The following is a 25,763-nucleotide window of genomic DNA, read 5'->3' as shown; positions in this document are numbered from 1 at the left end:
TCTACGCGCATAATTCATCTATGAAAGGATACTGTTATATATTGACCAATAAGAACAAAACTGTACTATATGTAGGAGCTACAAATGACATCGAACGCCGCGTTAGAGAACATAAAAACGGAAAGCATGCGAAGTCTTTCACCAAAAGATATAATTGCGACCATCTTGTCTATTTTGAAGAATTTGACACTGTAAGTAAGGCCTTCGAACGAGAAAAACAACTAAAAGCCGGAAATCGAAAACGTAAAGAAAGCCTAATCAATTCATCCAATCCTGAATGGAAGGATTTATCTTTAGAATGGGGCTAAATGAAACACAAGATTGGAAACTAAGAATACTTCAACGGATTACTTCACTATGTTCGTAATATGAACAGGCAAGAACTTTTCAATATCGCTCAAGACTGGTTTCAACAACAAGATTGGAAACCTTTTGCGTTTCAAAAAGAAAGTTGGACTGCTTTTTTACAAGGCAAACATGGTCTACTAAATGCCCCAACTGGTAGCGGTAAAACCTATGCACTTTGGTTTCCTATTGTTTTAAATTACATCAAAAACAACCCCGATTATAAAAGCAAACATAAGAAGGGTTTAAAAGCGATTTGGATCACCCCTTTACGGGCACTTTCTCAAGAGATTAAACAATCGGCGGAACGAATAACCCAAGATCTGGAAACCCAAATGACCGTAGGTATCAGAACTGGTGATACCTCAACAAAAGAACGTGCTCGGCAAAAAACCAAAATGCCCGATCTGTTGATTACTACTCCTGAAAGTCTACAACTTTTGCTTTCATCAAAAGGATACGACCAGGTTTTTAAGGATTGTTCAGCCATTGTGGTTGACGAGTGGCATGAACTGCTGGGTACTAAGCGAGGGGTGCAAATGGAACTGGCACTATCACGGCTAAAAACCATTTGTACCGACTTACGAATTTGGGGAATTTCAGCTACCATAGGAAATTTGGAACAGGCAAGACAAGTACTACTTGGGCCAGAAACAACTGCTTATCAAAATTCGGTTTTAATAAAAGCCAAACTGAACAAGAAAATTGCAGTAAAAAGTATCATTCCAAAAGAAATGGAAACCTTTCCCTGGCGCGGACATTTGGGATTACGCTTATTGGAAGATGTTGTTCCCATTATCAATAAAAGCAAAACCACCTTGCTTTTCACCAATACACGAAGCCAATGTGAAATTTGGTTTCAAAAGATATTGGAGAAACATCCAGAATACGCAGGTGAATTTGCCATGCACCACGGGAGTGTTAACAAAGAAACAAGACTTTGGGTAGAGCAAGCCATCCGAAATGAAAGTTTAAAAGCAGTTGTTTGTACCTCAAGTTTAGATTTAGGGGTGGATTTTGCCCCAGTAGAAACAGTAGTGCAAATTGGGGGACCTAAAGGAGTAGCGCGATTTCTGCAACGCGCAGGGCGCAGTGGGCACCAACCCGGCAAGGAAAGTGTCATCCACTTTTTACCTACCCATGCTATGGAACTGATTGAAGCTTCGGCCATGCAACAAGCGGTAAAAAATGCCGCTGTAGAAGATAGAATTCCGTATTTAAACAGTTTTGATGTTTTACTGCAGTATCTAACGACCTTGGCAGTTTCTGATGGGTTTTATCCTGAAGAAATTTTTAAAGAAATCAAACAAACATTTTGCTATCAAGCGGTAACGGAAGACCAATGGCAATGGCTTTTGAACTTCTTGGTCATGGGGAGTCAAAGCCTTAAAACCTATGATGAGTACCAAAAAGTTGAAGTAGAAGCTGACGGCAGATTCAAGGTAACTAATCGTGGTATTGCAATGCGCCATCGCTTTCAAATCGGAACAATTGTAGGTGATGCATCAATTTCAGTTCGCTATCAAAAAGGCGGGTATATTGGTGCTATCGAAGAGTACTTTATTTCTAAATTATCTCCGGGCGATGTATTTACCTTTGCGGGAAGAAATCTGGAATTTATTCGGATTAAAGGCATGCAGGCGCACGTTCGTAATTCTAGCAAGCGTACGAGCAAAGTTCCAAGCTGGATGGGTGGTCGACTAAGTTTCTCGGCCCAAATGTCGGAACTGTTACGACAAGAACTATACACCGCGGAGTTGGAGTTTTCAAAACAATCTAAAGAGATTCAATCGCTACTTCCCATGTTTACTAAACAGCGGGAAGAAAGCTTAGTTCCCAAACCAAATGAGTTTTTAATTGAAACCTTTAAAACCAGGGATGGACACCATCATATTTTTTATCCTTTTGAGGGTCGAGGAGTTCATGAAGCTATGAGCAGTCTGTTGGCTTATCGCATAAGCCTACTTACACCCATAACCTGCTCATTGGCTTACAATGATTATGGTTTTGAATTGTTATCCGATAAGCCGATTGACATTCAAGCTGTTTTAGATAACGATTTATTTACCACCGAATATATGCTTGCTGACCTTCAAAAGAGCCTGAACAGCAACGAGATGGCACGTCGAAAGTTCCGTGATATTGCTGTGATTAGCGGAATGGTTTTTACCGGCTATCCTGATAAAGGAATTAAAATGAAGCATTTGCAAAGTAGCTCGCAATTACTCTTTGATGTTTTTAAAGATTTTGAAGCAGACAACCTGCTCTATCAACAAGCATTTACTGAGACTTTCGAACACCAATTGGAAGAGGGACGTTTACGTTTAGCATTGGAGCGCATCGCTTCGCAAGAAATCGTATGGAAAGAGTGCACAAAACCTACACCCTTTTCTTTTCCTATCATTACGGATAGATTACGTGAAAAGCTATCTAATGAAAAACTGGCTGATAGAATTAAGCGAATGACCAAAATTTTAATGAAATGACCCAAGCCATTCTAATAAAAAACCAGGAGTTCGTACTTCACCCCAATGGAGGTATTTTTTGGGTAGAAAAGTCGATGCTTTTAATAAGTGATGTGCATTTGGGTAAAGTTGCACATTTTAGAAAGTTTGGCGCTGCAGTGCCCCAAAAAGCAATACACAAAAACTTTATTCTGCTGGATGAAATTGTTAACTATTTTAAACCGTTCCAAGTCTGTTTTTTAGGAGATTTATTTCATTCATCTCTAAACAAAGAATGGCGGTTTTTTGAGAATTGGGTCGAAAAAACACCTTCAGAAATTATACTAGTTGCAGGCAATCACGATATTATAGCTCCTGAAAAATTTGAAGACTTGGGCATTAAAATATTTCAGGAACTAGAAATAGAAGGTTTTATATTAACCCATCATCCTGAAGAACGGGATAGTTATTTTAATTTCTGCGGTCATATTCACCCCGCGGTACGTTTACAAGGTTTTGGCAGACAACGTCTAAAATTACCTTGTTTTTTTAAAAAGAAACAGCGGCTTATTTTACCCGCTTTTGGTGAATTTACTGGCACACATGTTTTAGAACCTACAAAAGAGGATGAGGTTTTTGCGATTGCGGAAGATGAGGTTATTAAAATCTAGAGGGTTTACTATAAATTCTCCATAATGCTTAGTTTCACCAAAAATAACAAAGATGAAAAAGACGCTAGCAGTAGCCAACTTGGCTTCGGTAGTATTTGTAATTGCAGTAAACTATATCTCGCAAGCACTTAGACTTAACGACACCACCATTGGGGAAATTAGCAATCGATATGACAATCTGTTCACTCCGGCGAGTTATGCTTTTGCCATTTGGGGTCTCATTTTTCTAGGTTTATTTGCCTATAGTATTTTTCAGGTCAAAAGAGCCTTTTTTGGAAACAAGCCAAGCAACTTCATTGAACAAACCGGTTATTGGTTTATAATAGCCAATGTTCTGAACAGTTGTTGGGTGTTGGCCTTTGTATATGATTATACTGGGCTTTCCGTACTCATAATGCTTGGTATTCTGTTTTCACTTGTAAAAATTATTTTGAACACCAATATGGAACGTTGGGATGCGCCAATTGCGATTATAGCTTTTGTATGGTGGCCTATTTGTATTTATAGTGGATGGATAGCTGTAGCTACCATAGCAAATATTTCCGCTTATTTAACCAAATTAAGTTGGAACGGAGGTTTTTTATCTGGAGAAGGTTGGACCATAACAATGGTCATAGTTGCCACTATTTTAAATCTACTTATGGTTTTGAAACGCAACATGCGAGAGTTTGCTTTAGTCGGAGTTTGGGCACTATTCGCAATTTATATTAGACATAAAACCAACTATGAAACCATAGCAATTACCGCTCTAGTTGCCAGCGCTATTTTATTAATTAGTATTGCAATCCATGGGTTTCTAAACAGAAAAACAAATCCGTTTCAGAAACTATTGGAAAGAAGGTTAGAAAATTAAAAAAAGACATTGTGCCCTCGCTATACTGACCTTATATTTGCAGCAAAGTTTAAAGATTGACCAAATCTTCAATTTTAGCTCTTTTTGAACAGTCTCCTCAACTACGGAAACTGCGGGAAGTCATATCCAAAACTGTCCCTTCGAGTGGAGTCGAGAAGTCTTCAAACCAAAAAATTTCTTTAAAAGGTCTAACTGGTTCTTCGCTTTCCTTCGTAATTTCTGACGCATTCAAAGCTAGCGAAAATCCGTTTTTAATTTTGCTGAATGATAAAGAAGAGGCTGCGTACTATCTTAATGATTTAGAGCAGCTTATTGGCGATACTGACGTGTTGTTTTATCCTGGCAGTTATCGCAGACCTTATCAAATAGAAGAAACTGATAATGCAAACGTTTTACTGCGCGCTGAAGTTTTAAATCGTATCAATTCCAGAAAAAAACCAGCTGTAATTGTCACCTACCCTGATGCGCTTTTTGAAAAAGTGGTCACACGAAAAGAGCTTGACAAAAACACCCTTAAAATAAAACTCGAGGATACGCTATCACTTGAGTTTTTGAATGAAGTACTTTTCGAATATCAATTTAAACGGGTAGATTTTGTTACCGAGCCAGGCGAATTTTCGGTGCGCGGCGGTATTGTAGATGTGTTTTCTTTTTCACATGATGAACCCTACCGCATCGAGTTTTTTGGTGATGAAGTAGAAAGTATTCGAACCTTTGATGTAGAAACCCAACTATCCACAGAAAAAGTAAAACGGATAAGTATCATACCCAATGTTGCCAACAAACTGGTACACGAAAGCCGCGAAAGTTTTCTAAAATACATTTCTCCGAAAACGGTTATTTTTTCTAAAAATCTGGATTTAGTTTACGACCGAATTGATTCCAATTTTGAAAAAGCTACAGATAGTTTTACAAAACTAAGTGAGGAGATCAGGCATGCTGAACCTGAGGAATTATTTTTAAACTCCAATGTTTTTAAAGAGCAGTTAAATGAGTTTAGCTTGGTTGAGTTAAATAGTGGCACAAGTCATGCTGAGCCTGTCGAAGCATCGATGAACAACAAAGGATTACACTTCGACAAGCTCAGTGTGACAAGTAGTATTGTCTTTAACACCAAACCACAACCCTCTTTCAATAAAAAGTTTGATTTACTTATTAAAAACCTAAACGATAATCACGACTCGGGTTATACCAATTATATTTTCTGTGCTACTGATCAGCAAGCCAAGCGTTTCCATGATATTTTCGATTCTGAAAATGAATTGTCATCTCGAGCTGAGTCGAGAGAGGTACATTATAAAACCATTGTATTTCCATTATATCAAGGGTTTGTAGACAACGATTTAAAAATCGTTTGTTATACAGATCATCAAATTTTTGAGCGTTACCATAAATTCCACTTGAAGAATGGGTATGCCAAAAAGCAGGCCATTACACTTAAAGAACTTAACAAACTAGAAATTGGGGACTATGTAACTCACATAGACCATGGTATTGGCAAGTTTGGTGGTTTACAAAAAATAGATGTAGAAGGTAAAAAGCAGGAGGCCATTAAATTGATGTATGGCGAGCGGGATATTCTATACGTTAGTATCCATTCTCTACACAAAATTTCTAAGTTTAATGGTAAAGATGGAGCGCCCCCAAAAATCTACAAACTAGGCTCTGGAGCTTGGAAAAAAGTAAAGGAAAAGACCAAAAGTCGTGTCAAAAAAATTGCTTTTGACCTTATTAAAATTTACGCTAAACGAAGACTAGAAAAAGGCTTTCAATATGCCCCTGATAGTTACTTGCAACATGAATTGGAAGCTTCCTTTATTTATGAGGACACTCCAGACCAGGAAAAATCCACAGCTGATGTAAAAAAGGATATGGAGAGCGAACGCCCCATGGACCGACTTATCTGTGGTGATGTTGGATTTGGAAAAACTGAAGTGGCTATTCGCGCTGCTTTTAAAGCCGTTGATAATGGTAAGCAGGTAGCTATTCTTGTTCCGACAACCATATTGGCTTTTCAGCATGCCCGTACTTTTAAAGAACGATTAAAAGAAATGCCTGTCGAAGTTGATTACCTCAACCGGTTTAGAACGGCTAAAGAAAAACGGGAAACTTTAGAGCGTCTTGCCGAAGGAAAAGTGGATATCATTATTGGCACGCATCAACTGGTCAATAAAAACGTAAAATTCAAAGATTTAGGATTGCTCATCGTGGATGAAGAGCAGAAGTTCGGGGTCGCTGTAAAAGACAAGCTAAAATCCATTAAAGAAAATGTTGATGTATTGACCTTAACCGCAACGCCCATTCCCAGAACCCTACAGTTTAGTTTAATGGCTGCGAGGGATTTATCCGTAATTACGACCCCTCCACCCAACCGCTACCCTATCGAGAGCCGTGTGATTCGATTTAATGAAGAAATCATTCGTGATGCGGTTTCTTACGAGATTCAACGTGGCGGACAGGTGTTTTTTATCCATAATCGCATAGAGAATATTAAAGAGGTAGCAGGTATGATCCAACGTCTCGTGCCAGATGCTAAAGTAGGTATTGGTCATGGTCAAATGGAAGGTAAAAAATTGGAAAACCTAATGCTCTCTTTTATGAACGGGGAGTTTGATGTTCTAGTTTCCACAACTATAGTTGAAAGCGGATTAGATGTCACCAATGCCAACACCATTTTTATACACAATGCCAATAATTTTGGCTTGAGTGATCTGCACCAAATGCGTGGTCGTGTAGGTCGAAGTAATAAAAAGGCCTTCTGTTATTTTATTACGCCCCCATACGAGGTAATGACCACCGATGCGCGCAAACGTATAGAGGCCTTAGAACAGTTTACCGAGCTGGGCAGTGGATTTAATATTGCTATGAAGGATTTGGAAATTCGTGGTGCTGGCGATTTATTAGGTGGTGAGCAAAGCGGATTTATCAACGAAATTGGATTTGAAACCTACCAGAAAATCTTGGCTGAAGCCATCGAAGAACTTAAAGAAAATGAGTTTAAGGAACTCTACGAAGAAGTAGAAGGTGATAAGCCAAAAGTTTTTGTAAAAGAAACGCAACTCGATACCGATTTTGAATTACTCTTCCCAGATGATTACATCAATAATATCACTGAGCGTCTTAATCTATATACGCAGCTGAACGCCATTGAAAATGAAGAAGGGCTTCAAAAATTTGAAGCTGAACTTGTAGACCGTTTTGGTGAACTGCCAACACAAGCGGTGGATTTATTTAACTCTGTTCGTATCAAATGGGCAGCCAATAGTATTGGATTAGAAAAGGTGATTTTAAAGAAGAATAAATTTATTGGTTACTTTTTATCTGACCAGCAATCGCCTTTTTACCAAACGGCTGCCTTTACCAAGGTGTTACAATATGTACAAAGCCACCCACAACAATGCCAGTTAAAAGAAAAACAAACCCGTAATGGGCTACGTTTACTATTGACTTTTGACGGAATTACAGGTATTGAGAAAGCCTTGAAAGTACTCGCTCCATTGAAATAGTTCAGAATTTTTCTAGTTAAAATAAGTGTTGAATATATTTTATGTCACTGACATAATGTAACGAAAAAACTGCCTATAAGGCAGTTTTTTTATTCTTAAGATTACAAGTAACCTTGGTACAATTTTTGCTTTACAAAAACGATTTTCTTTACTCGAAAAAAGTTTGGTTTTTTAAGGTTAGCTAAATTGCGTATTTAGACAGTGCAAATTTAGTTTTTCCTTAGAGCTCTCCAAATTTTTTAACAATTTTTATTAATTTTTTAAAAAACAAGGACATGGGAAAAAACATACATGTAACAAAGTCGAAAAACGGAGAAAAATGGTCCGTGAAGACTGAGAAAAGTAAGAAAGCGTATCGGAATTTTGAAACGCAAAAAGAGGCAATAAATATTGCCAGAAGAGTAGCAATTAATAACAAATCTGAGTTATTAATTCATGGTAGTGATGGGAAAATTAGAGAAAAAAATTCCTACGGTAACGATAAATACCCGCCAAAAGGATGAGAAGAGAAGGTATTTATAATATTTCGATAAATCAGCTTGCTGATTTCTCGAAAGGAAGCGAAGCTAAGAAGCGTAGTATCATTAAACAACAAAAAACACCTAATCCATTAAAAGTTTTTTGGTATCAACTAGCAAAGGCTAGGATAAAAAAAGCTATTGAGAAACAAGGTGATTTAGAACCTGTTTTAAGCGGGATTGAGGAGTTGAAATCTAGAAAGCTAATAAACAAAAGAAAACTTAATGATAGGAGTGTTTCGTTAGAAGCAATGCAAAGATTTATTTCAATGCAATTACCTAAGATTTTCGTAAATAATGAAGTTGAAATTCTTAAAAAGCCGAAGGAAAAATCAGTTTTACTAAATGATGTTGAAGTTATAGTTTCTCCTGATTTAATTTTTAAGGCAAAGATTGATGGTGAAGAAGTTTTAGGTGGTATAAAAATTCACATTTCTAAACATAATCTTTTTGATGGCAAACAGCAAAGCTATGTAGCTAGTGCTGTTCATGAGTATTTGAAATTAGTCGTTTCTAATAGCTCACAAAAAGTTATGCCTGAACTGTGTTTCTCAATAGATATTTTTAAAAGTTCAATAGTGTCTGCTCCATTAAACGTCCAAAATAAAATAAAGGATTTGGAAGTAATATGTGATGAGATTAAGAAAATGTGGACAGCCGCATAATTTATATTAAAGGGTAAAGAAAATAAGAAAACGGGCTATTACTTAGCCCGTTTTTTTATATACAAAACACAATAAGATTATTTTATCATATCTATATCTACTAAAGAATTTGTTCTAATATTAATTCCTATTACTTTTTTAGTTCATTTAATATCTGACTCTGCTTAGCTGTCCGTTGCGGAATGTTATAGGTAGACCAGAAATTAGCGTCATAATCTCCAGCTTGATTTTCTATACTGGCACCAATATCTAGATTTTTTTTAAAAGGATAGATAGCTACATTTTCGGTAATAATATTATTTATAAAAAGTTCTTTTTTAGGGTACTTGGTAAAGAGTACTTTTCCAGATTCTAATCCTTTAAAGATTCGCCAATGGTCTTCTTCCTTTTGGTATTTTAAGTACATTTTGCCTTGGTATTCTTGGTACTCAAAAACTACGTTGTAAAAAACCTGTAAAGCTCCGTTGGTAAATCGTCTGCGCCAAGACCTGTTTTTTATGGCCTGCCTGGTTAATTCCATTCGCACAAAAGCAAAGCTTTTAGCATCAATAAATAAGGTTGCTGTTTGAAAAGGAGCATCAACTCCGCTTATTTTATACACCAACCTATTGTCATAGCTCAAAACTCGCTCTATCTCATATTTCCAGCCTTTTTTACCTAATATTGGCCCGTAATCAAACCGTATAAAATCGTCTTCAACCAAATCTACAAGGGAGTTCTTCCGTTCTTGATTTTTGTTCCATGGATGTTTTTCAGCAATACTATTACTTCTCACGCCCAGCAATTCAATTTGTGGCCTACGTTTAACTTGAGAACCTTGGTATTTAAATTTGGCTGCGCACTCTAAATACTCTACATAATCATCTTCTTCTTTTTGTAAATCCCGAACAAAACCCTCCAAAATATAAGGTTCTGTTGGGTAGTTTGCTTCAATGTTCTTATAAGCACGCTTTACGATATCTTTTGCTGAGAGTACTTTGTCTTTAGAAGCACTTAGTTGCACTTCGTTAAGCTGGTTAATCTGAGGGATTAATCTAATCTGTTCATTATTTAAAAAGGAACTGGGCCGCTTTTCAACGCTACTGTATCCCATAGCCGAAATTACTACCATCTCCGATTTGTTTTTAACCGGAATGTGAAATACAAAATAACCTTCTGTATTGGAGGTTGTTCCTAAAGCAGTATTCTTAAGATATATGGAAGCAAAAGGAATAGGTTCTGAAGTATCATCATCTAATAATTGTCCCTTTACAGTTATTATTTCTTGACCAATAGCAAATACCGATATCAAAAGAAAAAGAAGGCAAAAGGAAACCCTAATAATTTTTATCATAAAATTGAGACGAAATAGGTTTTGTGTTGTTACAAAGAAAAGGATAAATCAAGGCTTCACATACCCATACTTCCCCAAATGTTCTGGCTTGTAGTAATTGTATAATCCCGCCACAGTAGCGGCATCCAATTCTTCTAAGGCTACATCGCCATCGTCTAAAATAGCAGTTTCTGGTAAAATCAAGTGTTCAATTTTACCAATCACCAATCTGGTATCATTACACTTAATGAGCTGTTCTTCTTGAAAAGAAAGTCCGATTTTAATATGGCTTTCTGCTACAAAAGGCGCATGGAAATCTCCATGATAAAACTCCGTTAAGCCAACAGCATTAAACTCCGAAATAGCACGGTCATATTTCGCAGAAGTTTGGTGGGCCTTTTCGTGAATTGCAGTCGTAATTTGATTGATGGTATAAAAACCAATTTCTCTTATGTTCTCATAGGTATGGCGTTCCACGGTGGTCGGTCTTAGAATAAATCCTAAATACGGGGGATTCGCCCCTATATGCATGACACTATTAAAAACTGCCAAGTTTGTTTGACCACTCTTCGATTTTGTACCAATAAGATTAGCCGGTTTAAAACCAGAAACCTTATTGATTAAGTTTGCTCGAAAACGACTGGGCAAGTCCATGATATCTTCAAAGGAAAAAGTCTTATCCATAATAGCAATTTGTACAAAGGTATTGAGAATTAACAATTCTTATCTAGACCCTCTATTCCAATTAGATAGACGAATTGTGTGGCAAATCAGATTCACTAAATCATTACACTTGCTCTTTTACAAGAGTTATCATCTTGTAAAGCAAAACAACCTCTAGAATTACCGCGGGGAAGAACAAAAACAGAGCAACTGGAGAAAGAAAAACAGTTAACAAACAAAAAGACATAAGCAATTCTAATCCACCAGCTGCAAAGGCAATTGTTCGTAATTGCTTGCCCGATTTTAACATTGATATCCCGAATAATATTCCCAAGGCTCCAAAGCCAATAGCTTCAGCCAAGACTACTACTTCAAAATTGAATGAATTATAAAATATAGAAATGATATCATAGGTGTAAAAGCCTAATAGCGCGATGATGATTAAGACCGATGCAATTTTCATTAAATAATTTTTCAAAAGCTTTCCAGAAATAAGAAAACCGTAAATAAAGGTGACATTAAAAACAAGCACTAGCACTTTTATTGCAAAATGCCCCCATCTACCATAAATGAGTTCATCATCATCAAAACGAACGTAATCAGCGATACCCTCAAATACCGCAGTTATTATCAGTAAAATACCGGAAACTAAAGCAACTATTAACAAGGTATGGATTGATTGTGCTTCTTTTGGTGGTATTGCACTTAGTTTTGAGTCTTGAGAGCGGTCTATCTCTAGTAGCGTTTCATAATCGTAATCCAATGCAGACAGAATAGTCTTTATGGTATAACTTCTTGGAGATACTTCTCCACTTTCAATGCGCTGCAGTGTTCTTACGTTGATGTTGCATTGCTCCACTAACTCTTCCTGAGTGAGCCCCTTTTGTTTTCGTAATTCAGAAATTTTTAATCCTAGTTGCGGTTGTTCCATGACATTTGAAATTTAAAACTTGAAGCAATGTTAAGTTCAAGATAAAACATGCCAAAGGAATTTACTTGGATTTGACCCGACATTTATACGGCATTTACTAGAAACACTGGATTAGTCGAGGTTTTTTATTTGACTTCGACTGCGCTTAGAACTACAGTTTAAAATCGCTTTTTATGAAGTAATTCTCCTTCTAGGTCATAATAACGCCAAGTGCCAACTTGTTCGTCTTTGCGAAAACGGCCCGTGATTTTCTTTTCACCGTTGGCGTAGTATTCTTGGTACCTTCCATTTTTGAGACCATCCTTTAAATCAACCTCAAAACGGATAGAACCGTTACTGTATTTCTTTGCAAAAGATTTCGCATTTAAATCGGTTGGATAAATTGGCGATAGGTTAAAAACAGCATCTGTGATTTCATTAATCTTTGAAGTTTGTTTTGTGTTTTTTGGCACTTCTTCAAACTGAGAATTTACTTTTACTTTCTCCACATCTTGATAGTTGACAATCAAGGTACTTTCAAACAAATTATCTTCTGGGGTTAGTTGAAACCCAACTTGCGGAAAGCAAATAATGAAATCTTTATTTTTTCGTAATTGCGTTTTCGTACTTCTATCCGCGATGGCATACATGTTATCATATAAAACAGGAATGTTACTATATACGAATAGACTAGATTCAGCCTCGAATTTTTTGTTGAAGGTTAAAAAATTATCGGAAGAAGCCAAGGTTTCCCTTTCTGCGTAATTGGTAATTATGGTCTTTAGCGTGTTGGGATTATTACTAAAAACTACATAATCTTCTATCTGCGTAAAATAAGGTTTGTCAAATTCTTTAAATCGATTACCCAACAAGATTTTAAAGAATCCTTTTATGGATAGAAAATTGATTTGATGATTTTTAAAAGGTATGGCCTTAAACTTTACCGGTGTTTTCTTTTTAATCTGATTGAGTACAAAGTCTAGGTTTGTTTTTGCTGCAGCACTGTCCGTAGCTTTTAATACCAATGCTAAATCGTTCTTGCCCTTTGAAATATCTGATTGTATTTGAAGTAGGGCAATCTCGTCCCCAATCCAATCCACAAAGTTTTCTTTAACATCAATCTTTAAAAACTTTTCTACTTTTTGAATTCCTGTTTTATAGCTTTCATACTCCTCAGAACTACTTGCTTCTTGTACTAACTCAAAGTTTTTATAGAATTCAGAAAAACTGTCAAAACCATAACTTATATATAAAGCAGTGCGTTTAGGCGCTATTTGGGCAATCGTTCTTTTAGCAGTGCCGGATTTCTGAAGTGCTTCTAAATAGTTTTCATTGGTGAAACTGATATTTGTAAATCCGTTTGCAGTAATCGTACTGTTTTTATCCAAATCAAAACTAAAACCTGAGAATTTAAAATTCTCGCTTACGCGGTTCATCCAATCGCTTTGCTCATTGGAAAACCTTCTATAATAGTCATCTACATAATTATACTGCAAATACAAACGAAACAAATCTTCGTAACCTACTTTTTGGTTTACCTCAATAAAACTTAAATCTCGACCTAACACAGGTTCTTGGTATTGATCAATAGAAGCTTCAACTAAAGTATGGGTGTAAGATGCAATAAGCTGATTTTTTATAAAAGCCATATGCATAGTTTCTTTAGTTTTTCGGTCGTAAATCTCTAGAATCTCATGGTCATGATAATTGCGTTTACTGAGCACATAACCTTCGTTTAAAAGTGTATTTAGATATGTTTTTAGGAGTTTAAGTTTTGCAATTCTTTTTAGATCTAGTACATAAAAAATTCCATAATCCTTTTTGGAAACCATATGGATAGAAATAAACAAAGAACGGCCATCAAAAAATTCAAAAAGCCTGCGCTTGTTATTAAAAATAGTATCTACTTTCTGAATATTTTCTGTAAGCTCTGCGAAATACCCATTTTTTTGAAGATGGTGCCAAGCATCACTTTCACTAATTTTTTTCCAGCTTTCTACAGGCTTTTCAGACTCAATCACAAAAACGGCATCCTTGGGAATAAGGTAAACAGACTGTAAATTGGTTTTGGGCGAGAGTACAAATATGTAAAGTAGATATACTACGTAGAGTGCGAATACACCTAAAAAACCAAAAAGGATTCTTTTTTTAATCATGATTCAGTACAAGTACAAAATCAAAACGTAAAAGACAGTGCTTTAGTTTATTACAAAGTCTTCAAATCTTTTATCGTTTTAAAGGCAACATCTACTTGCTCATCGTTCACTAAAATGGTAAACTCGTTAGTCGTTGAAATTACTTCATAGAGTACAATACCTTCCCAAGCCAAGCGCTGAAAAATAAAGTAGTAAATACCCGGTACGGAAACGTTTTCGGACGGCAGTTTTACCGTAACCGAAGAAAGGTTATCCGCTTTTTGGGTCAAACGCTCATGTTGAAACAAAGTATCTACAGTTTTGTCTAAACTATTGCTGATTACAATATTGATTTCGTTGACCCCACGAGAAGAGGTATAAAAAATATCCTGGTTTTTATGAACTTCCTCAAGCAGTTTCGCCTGTTTCGCCAAAATGGTTTCTGAAGAAAGAAAAGTATAATCACTAAGGTTCGACCTTACCGTTATCTCACCAATATTCTTTAGCACTTTTACGATTTTGTGCGTTGCACGAAACTCTAAATCATCAGAAAGCCGTTTTAAGGCCATCACGATGGCACCATTACGGACATCTTTGCCCAGCTCAGCTTCGATTTCCGGTTTAACAATGCGAGATAAAGAAGTAAGGTTAATAATACCTTGGCCTAAAGCACTTTGCAAGAAAGGCTTTTTCTTGATGTAATTTTCGACTACAGCTGATATCGTTTTCATTTCTAAAACTGATTTAGGAACAAAAATAACATATTGTTACAAATAAAACAAATGGTTAAAAATAATAGAATGCATCCTCCAAGTGTTCCAACTCAAATCGCTTTCCTTTTTTAAGAATGGTTATAATATCAAAACGTACATCAACATCAAGGTTGTTTTCATTAACATAAAAATCGGCGGCGGAAACCAATAATTTTATCTTTTTCTGATTGACTGTTTCCGCAATATTTTCTAAAAAATCCGAACTGCGGGATTTTACCTCAATAATGGCCAAAATACCTTCTTTTTGGGCGATAATATCGACCTCAGCTTTTAAGTATCTGTAGTTTCTATACTTAATTTTATAACCATTTTTGGTAAGAAAATCGACTGCCTTTTGCTCTCCAAGCTTTCCAAATTCGTTATGTTTCCCCATCTCTATTGAAAAATATGAAAATTTAAGTGCATTTCATCGAAAAATTTGGCAGTTAATCGCCAAATCTGCGTTATCGTTGTAAATTTAGTGCTCAATCGAACCACAACCTACCGTTAAGCACATAGTAACCCCATAAACTATGAACCTATTTAACGCCAAATTTTGCTATGGAATATTTCATTAATTGTAATACTTCTAGTTTAGCGCAATATAACACCCCTTTAGATAGAACAAGGGTTGAACATTTGTATCGTAGACTAGGATTTAGTGCGTCTGTACAAACCGTAAACGCTGCTATAGGACAATCGGCAGACGCTTTGGTAGACACACTTATAAATGAAGCTATTAATGTTGCGCCAATACCTGCGCCAGAATGGGCGGATTGGACAAATGCGAATTATCCTGAAGACGATGATTTAAGAAGACAGCTTCGCAGAGCTCAAAAAGAGGAATTTACCACTACCTACGGTAACGCCTTACTTAATAATAATTTAAGGGACAGATTGAGTTTCTTCTGGAGCAATCATTTTGTTACAGAATACGATATCTATGATTGTAATTCCTTCTTATACTACTACGTAAACTGTTTACAACGAAATGCCATTGGTAATTTCAGAACTTTTGTTAGTGAAATCGGTCTAACAAGTGCCATGCTGCGCTATTTAGACGGTGCTTTCAATAGAAGAAATAGACCTAATGAAAACTACGCTCGTGAGCTTTACGAACTATTTACTTTAGGTGAAGGCAATGGTTATACCGAAGACGATATCGTAGAAACTTCAAAAGCCCTTACAGGATACACAGAAAGAGGGGAAATTGGGTGCACACAGATTACCTTTGACCCAGAGGAGTTTAATACGGAAAACAAAACCATTTTTGGTCAAACTGGAAACTGGGGCTATGATGATGTTATAGATATCTTATTCGCCCAAAAAGAGGACTTAATAGCCAACTTCATCTGTATGAAGTTGTATGAATTCTTTGTTCATCCAGATTCGTCTGATGTAAGCAGTAATGCCCCTCAAATAATATCAGGTCTTGCTGCGACATTCATAGCCAATAATTTTGAGTTGGCACCAGTATTGACCCAATTGTTTAAAAGTGAACACTTTTTTGATGAAACCGCTATAGGTGTAATCATTAAGAGTCCTTTCGATCTGTATCTCAATTTTATCAAGGAAACAAATTTCACCTATAATGATGGCCTTGTCATAAATGCAATAGATGCATCTAGAATGATAGGTCAAGAACTTTTTGATCCTGTTGACGTAGCTGGCTGGCAACGCGATAGGCAGTGGATCAATACCAACTATATGATTGGTAGGTGGTTGAGTATGGAAACTTTCGTACAGCTTTTTTACCAAGCAGATACAGAGCAATTCAGAACATTGGGTATTCAAGCTACGGGACCAACCGGAGCTACAGAATCCGACCCGGACGTTGTCGCCAGAGCGATAATTGACAAGTTCTTACCAAAAGGGCTTTTAACAGAAGCTGATTACGCTGTTGCGATTGCAGCATTCAGGGAACCCTACGAAGACAACAATGTCTACGAGACCGGAACGTGGAATATGATGTTAGACGACGCCGATTCGCAAGTCTATCTATTGTTATTACACCTTGTTAAAGAACCTGAATTTCAACTTAAATAAACACCTACAGTTATGTGCGATACACACCACGATAACACCCCATATAAAGGTCTTGAACATGAAGGCCACGACACCGAACACAAAAATTGGAGTCGCCGTTCATTTTTACAAGCCTTAGGAATTGCCGGATCTGGCTCTATGTTCCTCGGCAGTAACATGCTTACAGCCTCTGCTCCTTCACCGCTAACAATGGCGATGGGCGATGCTGAAACAGATAATATTCTAATCTTAATACGTCTTTCTGGCGGTAATGATGGGCTTAGTACCGTTATTCCTATTCAGCAATACGATACTTATGCTAACGCAAGACCAAATATTTATATCCCAGAAAGTAAGGTCTTAAAACTAACGGATGATTTTGGCGTTCCTAGCTATATGAACTCTCTAGAGTCACTTTGGGGCGATGGTCAATTTAAAGCCGTTCACGGCGTTGGTTACCAAGGCCAAAGCCAATCTCATTTTACAGGATCAGATATTTTCGCAAATACTGATTTAACATCTACAGGTTTCTCTGGACTAAACACAGGATGGATGGGCAGACATTTTGAAGAATGCTTCCCCAATTACTTACTAAACCCACCTGCTGCACCGGCAGCTATTCAAATTGGTAATATAGCCAACCTTGTATTTCAAGGAGAAGAGACCAACTATGCCTTCGTAACCAATAATGTAGAACAGCTAGAAAGAATTGCGGACGATGGTGAATATTATAGCTTAGACGAAGCGCTTTTTGATGGCTGTATGTATGGTGATCAGGTGAAATTCTTAAGAGGTGTTTCAAATACCACAGAAAGATATGCGGCACAGATTTATGCAGCTGCGCAAGCAGGGCAAAACCAAGTCGAATACCAAGATAACGGCTTTGCGAGACAATTAGCTTTATTGGCAAGATTAATAAAAGGAAATTTAGGCACTAAGGTTTACATGATTTCAATGGGTGGTTTTGATACCCACGGTAATCAGCCTTTGGCGCATGAGCGTTTAATGACCAATCTTTCCGTTGCGGTAAATAATTTTTATGAAGATTTGGCATTTACCCAACAAGATGAAAAAGTATTAAGTATGACTTTTTCCGAGTTTGGACGAAGAATTTTTGAAAATGGTTCTAACGGAACCGACCATGGAAAGGCTGCCCCCACCCTTTTCTTTGGTTCTGGACTAAATGGTAGTGCTTTTGTAGGCGACCATCCAGACCTTGTTGAAGGTGATGGTAGAGGTAACCTTGACTACACGATGGACTTTAGAAATCTTTACGGAACCGTTCTCGCGGAATGGCTCTGTGTGCCTCGTGAAGCAGTGGAGCGACATTTAGATTTTCAATATACCGCCGTAAATCTAGGGTTTAACTGTAGTGGCGAAACTTTCGAAGACATTGCCATGAGCGATGACCCCCCGACATTACCGGATACACCACCAAGTGATGACCCAGTTGCGGAGGATCCAACCGACCCGGAAGTGGCAAACAGAATTGTACACAAACCCTATTACCCAACAGATAACGCGCCTCATATTTATTTAGAAATGCCTTTTGCAGCCCATGTAGATATTCAATTGTATAATATTATTGGGCAAAACGTTGGTACGGTCTTTAATGAAATGATGCTCGAAGGTTCAGCGGAAATCAACATAAGGGAACGTATGAGAGGTAGCCTTTCTACAGGAAAGTACATCTATCAAATACAAGTTGGTGATGAAAAAATGAGTAAATCTGTAATGATCGTATAAGTTATACTTGCATTTTCCAGAACCCTCGATAGTGTATCCCCACACCCCAATTAGGGCTACATGATTCGAGGGTTTCCTTTTTAATTTTAGTATAGATTACCCCAGTAAAATCAGTATTTTTGAGGCCTAAATTTAATTTAATGTCTCAAGAGTCACCTTCTAGATATACCATTACTGCCGCTTTGCCCTACACCAATGGCCCCATACATATTGGCCATTTAGCCGGTGTTTATGTTCCTGCCGACATTTATGCACGCTATCAAAGACTTCAGGGGAAAGATGTTGCTTTCATTTGTGGCAGTGACGAACATGGTTTTGCCATTCCGATGAAGGCAAAAAAAGAAGGAGTTTCACCACAAGATATCATTGATAAGTATCACGGAATTATCAAAAAGTCTTTTGAAGACTTTGGTATTTCTTTTAACAACTATTCGCGTACTTCCGCGAAGGTGCACCATGAAACTGCATCGGCGTTTTTTGAAAAACTGTACCATCAAGGTGATTTTATTGAAGAAGCAACCGAACAATTATACGATGCGGAAGCCAATCAATTTTTAGCTGATCGTTTTGTAACAGGCACTTGCCCAAAATGTAGTTTTGAAGCCGCTTATGGCGACCAATGCGAAAACTGTGGCTCTTCACTAAATGCCACGGATTTAATAAATCCAAAATCCACCATTTCTGGTGCTGTACCCACCTTAAAAAAGACAAAACACTGGTTTCTTCCCTTAGATAAATACGAAGACTTTTTAAAGAAGTGGATTTTAAAAGACCATAAAAGCGATTGGAAACCCAATGTATATGGGCAATGCAAATCGTGGATAGATGATGGACTAAAACCCCGAGCCGTAACGCGTGATTTAGACTGGGGCATTCCAGTACCTGTCGAGGGTGGTGAAGGAAAGGTCTTATATGTTTGGTTTGATGCACCTATTGGTTACATTTCTTCTACGAAAGAATGGGCAAAAAGAGAGGACAAAGATTGGGAACCGTATTGGAAGGATGAAAACACTAAAATGCTGCATTTTATCGGTAAAGATAATATCGTTTTTCACTGTATTATTTTCCCTAGCATGCTCAAGGCGCATGGTGATTATATTTTGCCGGAAAACGTGCCTGCCAATGAATTCTTGAACTTAGAAGGCAATAAACTATCCACCTCAAAGAATTGGGCGGTTTGGTTACATGAATATTTGGCGGACTTCCCAGATATGCAAGATGTACTTCGTTATACCTTGACCGCCAATGCCCCCGAGACCAAAGACAATGATTTTACTTGGAAAGATTTTCAAGCGAGAAATAACAACGAACTCGTAGCTATTTTTGGAAACTTTATTAATCGTGTTACGGTACTTACACATAAATACTATGATGGGCAAGTGCCGCAACCTTCTGCTTTTAGTGCCATTGACACTGAAACCTTGGAATCTGTGAAAGCCTTTCCAAAAACACTAACAGATTCGTTGGAACGCTATCGTTTTAGGGAGGCTAGCCAAGAACTCTTGAATCTCGCGCGACTTGGCAATAAGTATCTGGCGGATGAGGAGCCTTGGAAATTAATTAAGACCGATGAAGAACGTACTAAAACTGTAATGTATGTAGCGCTGCAAATAGCTGCTGCCCTAGCTGTTTTAAGTGAGCCTTTTTTGCCATTCACCTCAGGCAAATTAAGTTCTATACTCGCAGTCACATCGAGCGGAGTCGAGATGTCTTGGAATGATGTCGCTACAAAAGAAACGTTACTCCCTACTGGTCACATAATTCATAAAAGTGAATTGCTGTTCCGTAAAATAGAGGATAAAGAGATTGAGGCCCAACTAGAAAAATTAGAGGCCACTAAAAAGCAAAATGAACACATGAACAAGGAAGTAGCTCCACAAAAAGCCACAATTACTTTTGATGATTTCACCAAATTGGATATGCGTGTAGGCACTATTCTAGAGGCAGAAAAAATGCCCAAAGCAAATAAATTATTGGTATTAAAAGTAGATACAGGTATCGATACGCGAACCATTGTTTCTGGTATTGCAGAAAGTTTTACACCTGAAGATATTGTAGGGAAACAAGTTACTGTTTTGGTAAACCTAGCACCAAGAAAATTACGCGGTGTAGAAAGCCAGGGCATGATATTGATGACAGAAAATAAAGATGGTAAACTGGTTTTTGTAAATCCAGATGAGGCAGAGGTTGATAATGGCACAAATATTAGTTAAATTGCACACATATTGTCTAGAAATTTTCAAAACTAACCTAACTTTAGAATAGAACTTCGTCAAATGGGATATCCAGAATTGGCTACAACTCCAATTAGAGAGACAATATTCTCTGTTTCTTATAACGAAATAGTTGACGAAAACTGTTTTGATAATTTTTTGAAAATAAAAGAAATTGAAGATAGTTTTGAAGTTAAGCCTTCTATAAATCAAGAATTTAAAATTGACCAAAAAGGTGGTGTTGAAGTCACAAAGAAGAATGGCTTTCATTTAAAATCAAAGAATACTATCCTTCAGCTTAGAAAAGGTTCTTTTTCATTTCATTTTTTAAATGGGTATAAGAAATTTGATGATTTATTGGTAGAATTCCAAAACTATTGGTTTCTATTTGACAAAGTGACTAAAGACAGTCTAATAATTACAAATTATTCGGCTAGGTATATTAACGTGATTGAAACTGATAAGGAAAATCAGCCTACTCATTTAGTTCAACTTTATCCTAAACAAACTATGGATAGAGATATTAAAAATTTTCAAAATTCAATTCAATTTTCATATTCAAATCAACCTGAATATTTAATCAATGCCGTGTCAACCAAATTAGATAAAGGAGGAGTTTTATTAGACATCTCTGTAAGCGGAATCAATACTAAAAAAGAAAGTGTCGACTTAAAAAAAACTTTTGAACCTTTAAGGAATATCAAAAACAAAGTGTTTTTCGACTCTATTACTGCTAGAGCTTTACTAAAATATATGAACTTTAAAAAGGAGGATTAATATGGACTATCATTCATCTATAACTAACAATTTATTTTTAGAACAATCTGAGATTTTTCGTGAAGTTTATGAGAATGCCAAAAAGAACGACACAGAGACCTTTAATCCTGTTAGTATTAATACTATTGACGATTGGTATAACAGTATTTTGACAAAATATGATTTTATAAATCTATTACAGTTACGTGGACTGCATAAATTTTTTAATGAGCTAAAATCTGTTCTTACCCAAATAGACCCTAATAAGCTTGATATTAAAAATGAGGTTGTTGAAGATACAGATTTAATGCTATGGCGTGAGTCTTCATATGGTATTTCAAAATTAGTTTTCGATGAGTTCGGCCAAATCACCTACTTATTTAATGGAAATAATGGTCAAAAAATAAAAGGAGTTTTCGAAGGGGGGATAGATATGGAAAAACTTCTTTACCGATTTATTTCTAAATAAGATTTCTTATTGATTTGGAATGTTCCTTAGAATATATCCCTAAACGTTTACATACAGATAAAAAACCTATCAAAGAAGTTTTTTATTTAGGTGAAGAATTATACTATAGATGTAAATCTGGGGAATGTTCAAAACCTTACGATAAGATATCCCTTTACAATATATCCCATAATAGAAATTTTTGCTCCCCTGATGAATATAAAAGGGATGATGTTTTGTTCAACATATTAGAAGAAGATCAAAGACAAGTTTACGATTTAAATACCACTGTCCTTAAAATTAAAAGTTTAGAAAATAATAATACTTACATTAAGGAAATTATCAGTAAAGACAATGTAAATCTCAAGGCAACAATAACTTTAAAACATCAACCTATTCCATGTATGTATCCACATAGCATATTTGAAGTACGTGTCAATGGAGTTATTGTTAATAATGATAATTACAATAAAATTTTGAACAAAAGGAGTATACCTTATAAAAATTTAAGAAGCGACATTCGACAAGAATTAACTTCAATTATACAAACAGGTAATATTGATTCAAGTAAAAACACTGAGTATATTGATGAGCCTTAATAAATTTAGTACTTGACTCCCATCCCCTACATCCTAAAATACACTCAACTCCCTGAAAAGAGTATTGAAAACACCGTTGCGCTTTTAAATGAAGATTGTACCATCCCCTTTATATCTAGATATAGAAAAGAGCGCACAGGGAATTTGGACGAGGTGCAAATTAGTGAGATTGTAAAATACAAAACACAGTTTGAAGCATTAGAAAAACGAAAGCTTGCCATCATTAAAGCCGTTGAAGAACAAGGTTTATTAACTTCAGAATTAAAATTAAAATTTTCAAACGCCACAGACCTCACAAGTCTAGAAGACCTTTACCTACCCTTTAAAAAAAGCAAGAAAACAAAGGCGGAAACCGCACGTAAAAATGGACTGGAACCATTGGCAAAAATCATCATGAGCCAAAAGTCAGATGAGATAGAATTCATTGCTTCTAGCTATCTAAGTGATACTATTGAAAACGAAGACGATGCCCTGGAGGGTGCGCGACACATTATTGCAGAATGGATCAATGAACGTACCGATATTCGAAATCAACTTCGAAATCAATTGGAACGCCATGCGCTGCTCACTACCAAGGCCATCAAAACGAAAAAAGAAGATACTTCAACTGCGGAAAAAGCGCAAAAATTCCGTGATTATTTTGACTGGAGTGAAGCCTTGAACCGTTGCCCTTCGCATCGATTCTTGGCAATAATGAGAGCCGAAAAAGAAGGTTTTATACGAGTAAAAATTGAGCTTGATGATGAACGTGCACTAGAAAATATAGAACGGCGCATTATTAAATCTAATAATTCGTGTACAGCTCAAATAGAACTTGCAATTGCAGATGCTTACAAACGTTTGCTTTTCCCTTCCTTATCCAACGAACTGCTTAAAAATGCCAAAGAAAAAGCGGATACCGAGGCTATTCAGGTCTTTTCAAAGAACCTAAAACAGCTATTGCTTGGTGCGCCTTTAGGCGAAAAACGTATTCTGGCCATAGACCCGGGTTTTAGAACGGGTTGCAAGGTAGTTTGTTTAGATGCTCAGGGCGATTTAAAACATAACGAGACTATATATCCACACGCACCACAGAACAAAAGCACCGAAGCAATAAAAAAACTGAGCTCTTTGGTAGATGCCCATAAAATTGAAGCGATTGCCATCGGCAACGGAACAGCATCAAGAGAAACGGAACAATTGGTAAAAAGAATTCATTTTAAAAACCCTATCGAGGTTTTTGTGGTCAGTGAAGCGGGAGCCTCAATCTACTCTGCCTCTAAAATCGCACGTGAAGAATTCCCCAATTATGATGTTACCGTACGTGGAGCAGTCTCTATAGGGCGGCGTTTGGCAGACCCGCTGGCAGAATTGGTAAAAATAGATGCTAAATCAATCGGTGTTGGCCAGTATCAACATGATGTAGACCAAAATAAACTACAGACCTCTTTAGATACCGTGGTAGAAAGTTGCGTAAATGCTGTTGGCGTGAATATCAATACCGCAAGTGTTCCGCTTTTAAGTTATGTATCCGGTATTGGTCCAAAATTGGCTGAAAATATTGTTTCTTTTAGAAATGAACATGGCCCTTTTTCTGATAGAAACACCATAAAAAAAGTACCACGTTTGGGCGGTAAAGCTTTTGAGCAAGGAGCAGCTTTTTTACGTATTAAAAATGGAGCCAATCCTTTAGACAACTCTGCAGTCCACCCTGAAAGCTATGCTTTGGTAAAACAAATGGCAAAAGACCAAAAACTGCCTGTTTCAGATTTAATAGGTAACGGAAGCGTGTTAAAAAACATTCCGCTAGAGGAATATTGTACAGACACCGTCGGGCTGCCAACACTAGAGGATATTACCAAAGAATTGGAAAAACCAGGTTTGGATACGCGTGAAAAAGCCAAGGCCTTTACTTTTAATCAAAATATTAAGAACATTACGGACCTAAATGAAGGACAATTGCTTCCTGGAATTGTAAATAACATCACCAATTTTGGGTGTTTTGTTGATGTAGGCATTAAGGAAAGTGGACTAATACATGTTTCTAACCTTGCCGATACTTTTGTAAAAGATGTAAATGATTATGTGCATCTACATCAACAAATTATTGTAAAAGTATTATCGGTAGATATTCCCAGAAAACGCATACAATTGGCGCTGCATAAAAACTAGTGGACGGCACGCTCCAAACGGTCGTTGATGCTAATTCCAAGACCCTCTTCTGGGAAACGTTCTGCGATAATTACATCAAGATGCATTTGATCTAGCTCATGCAAAGCTGAAAACAGATGTTGTGCAGCTTCATCCAAACTTTTTTGTTCTGAAAGTACTTTTACCGTGCAGTTTTCATAATTGGTTTTAAAAAAACTGAGTACCCCAATTTTCAGATGTGCATGCTCCTCAATGGTTTCAGCAACAGTCTCACTAATCATCAATTTTGTACTTGGCGCATAATGCTTTAATAGCATTCCGGGTGCAACAGGGGCTTTTTCTTCTTTGGTCAATAGTTTAACCTGGCCTACACATTCCTTAATCGCTGCAATGGAAATTCCTCCTTTTCGATATACCGTAGGTACACCAGCCTCAAAGCCCACAATGGTTGATTCAAGGCCAACTTCGCATGGCCCACCTTCCAAAATCGCTGGTATTTTGGAGCCAAAATAAGAAGCTACGTGTTGGGAAGAAGTAGAGCTGATTTTAGTAAAGGGATTAGCACTAGGCGCTGCCAAAGGAAAATCAAGACCTTGTAGCAGAGCTCTAGTAACTCGGTGCTTTGGCATACGAATACCCACAGTAGGTTTTCCGGCAGTAATCAAATCGCTAACTCCTTCCTTTTTGGGTAAGATAAGCGTTAAAGGTCCGGGCCAAAAAGTTTTCATTAGGGCTCTTGCAGCTTCAGGCACTTCCTTGACCAAAGCATCCATTTGTGATATATCATGAATGTGAACAATAAGCGGGTTGAACAAAGGCCTCCCCTTCATTTCAAAAATCTTTTTTATAGCCTCTTCTTCATAAATATTTCCCGCCAAACCATAAACCGTTTCGGTCGGTATGGCAACAATCTCATTGTTTCTTAAGAGCTCTTGGCAATAGGCAATATCTTCTGTGATAACACTTTTCATTCCGCAGCAAAGATAATGCAGCCATATGGTTTCATTTGTATGGCATTAGAAAATAAGCCCCACTCTTTTGTTTTGAAGTTTTGAAGCTAGACCTTTGTCCT

Annotated in this window: 21 protein-coding genes; 14 read left to right on the top strand and 7 right to left on the bottom strand. The window is 37.0% G+C overall.

The window, feature by feature from the left end; translation table 11 throughout:
• Positions 1-20 precede the first annotated feature (20 nt).
• The 7 genes from ACZ1GR_RS11820 (at position 21) to ACZ1GR_RS11790 (ending at position 9,002) form a co-directional block, all read left to right on the top strand.
• Positions 21-308, top strand: a complete 288-nt coding sequence (locus ACZ1GR_RS11820; protein ID WP_472609172.1) for a GIY-YIG nuclease family protein — start codon at positions 21-23, stop codon at positions 306-308.
• A gap of 60 nt (positions 309-368) precedes the next feature.
• Positions 369-2,831: a ligase-associated DNA damage response DEXH box helicase gene (locus ACZ1GR_RS11815; protein WP_472609171.1), complete on the top strand. Its 2,463-nt coding sequence runs from the start codon at positions 369-371 to the stop codon at positions 2,829-2,831.
• Entirely contained in the window at positions 2,828-3,460 is a 633-nt protein-coding gene (pdeM, locus tag ACZ1GR_RS11810; RefSeq protein WP_472609170.1) for a ligase-associated DNA damage response endonuclease PdeM, read from the top strand. Before ACZ1GR_RS11815 ends, pdeM begins: the two co-directional genes overlap by 4 nt.
• A gap of 52 nt (positions 3,461-3,512) precedes the next feature.
• The gene (locus ACZ1GR_RS11805; RefSeq protein ID WP_472609169.1) at positions 3,513-4,313 is read left to right on the top strand and encodes a tryptophan-rich sensory protein; all 801 of its coding nucleotides are present in this window, start codon (positions 3,513-3,515) and stop codon (positions 4,311-4,313) included.
• Between the two features lie 56 nt (positions 4,314-4,369).
• The gene (mfd, locus tag ACZ1GR_RS11800) at positions 4,370-7,819 is read left to right on the top strand and encodes a transcription-repair coupling factor (RefSeq protein ID WP_472609168.1); all 3,450 of its coding nucleotides are present in this window, start codon (positions 4,370-4,372) and stop codon (positions 7,817-7,819) included.
• Between the two features lie 275 nt (positions 7,820-8,094).
• Positions 8,095-8,322, top strand: coding sequence for a DUF2188 domain-containing protein (locus tag ACZ1GR_RS11795; protein ID WP_472609167.1), 228 nt, complete (start codon positions 8,095-8,097; stop codon positions 8,320-8,322).
• Positions 8,319-9,002 (top strand): hypothetical protein, encoded by a 684-nt coding sequence (locus ACZ1GR_RS11790; RefSeq protein WP_472609166.1) that lies wholly within the window; start codon positions 8,319-8,321, stop codon positions 9,000-9,002. The genes ACZ1GR_RS11795 and ACZ1GR_RS11790 overlap by 4 nt, the downstream gene beginning before the upstream one ends.
• 130 nt (positions 9,003-9,132) lie before the next feature.
• Here ACZ1GR_RS11790 and ACZ1GR_RS11785 read toward each other — a convergent pair whose 3' ends face one another.
• The 6 genes from ACZ1GR_RS11785 to ACZ1GR_RS11760 all read right to left on the bottom strand — a co-directional run bounded on the left by ACZ1GR_RS11785 (position 9,133) and on the right by ACZ1GR_RS11760 (position 15,168).
• Positions 9,133-10,335, bottom strand: coding sequence for a carboxypeptidase-like regulatory domain-containing protein (locus ACZ1GR_RS11785; RefSeq protein WP_472609165.1), 1,203 nt, complete (start codon positions 10,333-10,335; stop codon positions 9,133-9,135).
• A 48-nt stretch (positions 10,336-10,383) separates the two neighbouring features.
• A complete protein-coding gene (locus tag ACZ1GR_RS11780) occupies positions 10,384-10,998 on the bottom strand; it encodes a flavin reductase family protein (RefSeq protein ID WP_472609164.1) in 615 nt (204 codons plus the stop codon).
• A gap of 103 nt (positions 10,999-11,101) precedes the next feature.
• Entirely contained in the window at positions 11,102-11,908 is an 807-nt protein-coding gene (locus ACZ1GR_RS11775) for a helix-turn-helix domain-containing protein (protein WP_472609163.1), read from the bottom strand.
• 158 nt (positions 11,909-12,066) lie between these two features.
• On the bottom strand, positions 12,067-14,043 hold the full coding sequence (locus ACZ1GR_RS11770; RefSeq protein ID WP_472609162.1) for a DUF3352 domain-containing protein: 1,977 nt from the start codon (positions 14,041-14,043) through the stop codon (positions 12,067-12,069).
• Between the two features lie 50 nt (positions 14,044-14,093).
• Positions 14,094-14,753 (bottom strand): aspartate kinase, encoded by a 660-nt coding sequence (locus ACZ1GR_RS11765; RefSeq protein ID WP_377768275.1) that lies wholly within the window; start codon positions 14,751-14,753, stop codon positions 14,094-14,096.
• A gap of 55 nt (positions 14,754-14,808) precedes the next feature.
• On the bottom strand, positions 14,809-15,168 hold the full coding sequence (locus ACZ1GR_RS11760; protein ID WP_472609161.1) for a YraN family protein: 360 nt from the start codon (positions 15,166-15,168) through the stop codon (positions 14,809-14,811).
• A 167-nt stretch (positions 15,169-15,335) separates the two neighbouring features.
• Here ACZ1GR_RS11760 and ACZ1GR_RS11755 point away from each other — a divergent pair, with 167 nt between their 5' ends.
• The 7 genes from ACZ1GR_RS11755 (at position 15,336) to ACZ1GR_RS11725 (ending at position 24,712) form a co-directional block, all read left to right on the top strand.
• Complete coding sequence (locus tag ACZ1GR_RS11755) at positions 15,336-16,820, top strand: DUF1800 domain-containing protein (RefSeq protein WP_472609160.1); 1,485 nt, start codon at positions 15,336-15,338, stop codon at positions 16,818-16,820.
• Positions 16,821-16,832: 12 nt separating this feature from the next.
• Positions 16,833-18,545, top strand: a complete 1,713-nt coding sequence (locus ACZ1GR_RS11750; protein ID WP_377768278.1) for a DUF1501 domain-containing protein — start codon at positions 16,833-16,835, stop codon at positions 18,543-18,545.
• Positions 18,546-18,685: 140 nt separating this feature from the next.
• A complete protein-coding gene (metG, locus tag ACZ1GR_RS11745; protein ID WP_472609159.1) occupies positions 18,686-20,758 on the top strand; it encodes a methionine--tRNA ligase in 2,073 nt (690 codons plus the stop codon).
• A gap of 63 nt (positions 20,759-20,821) precedes the next feature.
• Positions 20,822-21,535: a TIGR04255 family protein gene (locus ACZ1GR_RS11740; protein WP_472609158.1), complete on the top strand. Its 714-nt coding sequence runs from the start codon at positions 20,822-20,824 to the stop codon at positions 21,533-21,535.
• Position 21,536: 1 nt separating this feature from the next.
• A complete protein-coding gene (locus ACZ1GR_RS11735) occupies positions 21,537-21,983 on the top strand; it encodes a hypothetical protein (RefSeq protein ID WP_472609157.1) in 447 nt (148 codons plus the stop codon).
• Between the two features lie 14 nt (positions 21,984-21,997).
• Entirely contained in the window at positions 21,998-22,561 is a 564-nt protein-coding gene (locus ACZ1GR_RS11730) for a hypothetical protein (RefSeq protein ID WP_472609156.1), read from the top strand.
• Positions 22,562-22,573: 12 nt separating this feature from the next.
• A complete protein-coding gene (locus ACZ1GR_RS11725) occupies positions 22,574-24,712 on the top strand; it encodes a Tex family protein (RefSeq protein ID WP_472609155.1) in 2,139 nt (712 codons plus the stop codon).
• Here ACZ1GR_RS11725 and ACZ1GR_RS11720 read toward each other — a convergent pair.
• The gene (locus tag ACZ1GR_RS11720; protein WP_472609154.1) at positions 24,709-25,662 is read right to left on the bottom strand and encodes an L-threonylcarbamoyladenylate synthase; all 954 of its coding nucleotides are present in this window, start codon (positions 25,660-25,662) and stop codon (positions 24,709-24,711) included. The genes ACZ1GR_RS11725 and ACZ1GR_RS11720 overlap by 4 nt on opposite strands.
• Positions 25,663-25,763: the final 101 nt, after the last annotated feature.

The organism is Croceitalea sp. W27 (genome assembly GCF_055693185.1).
The sequence above is the reverse complement of the archived record's forward strand: the minus strand, read 5'-3'. Positions and strand labels throughout refer to the sequence as shown.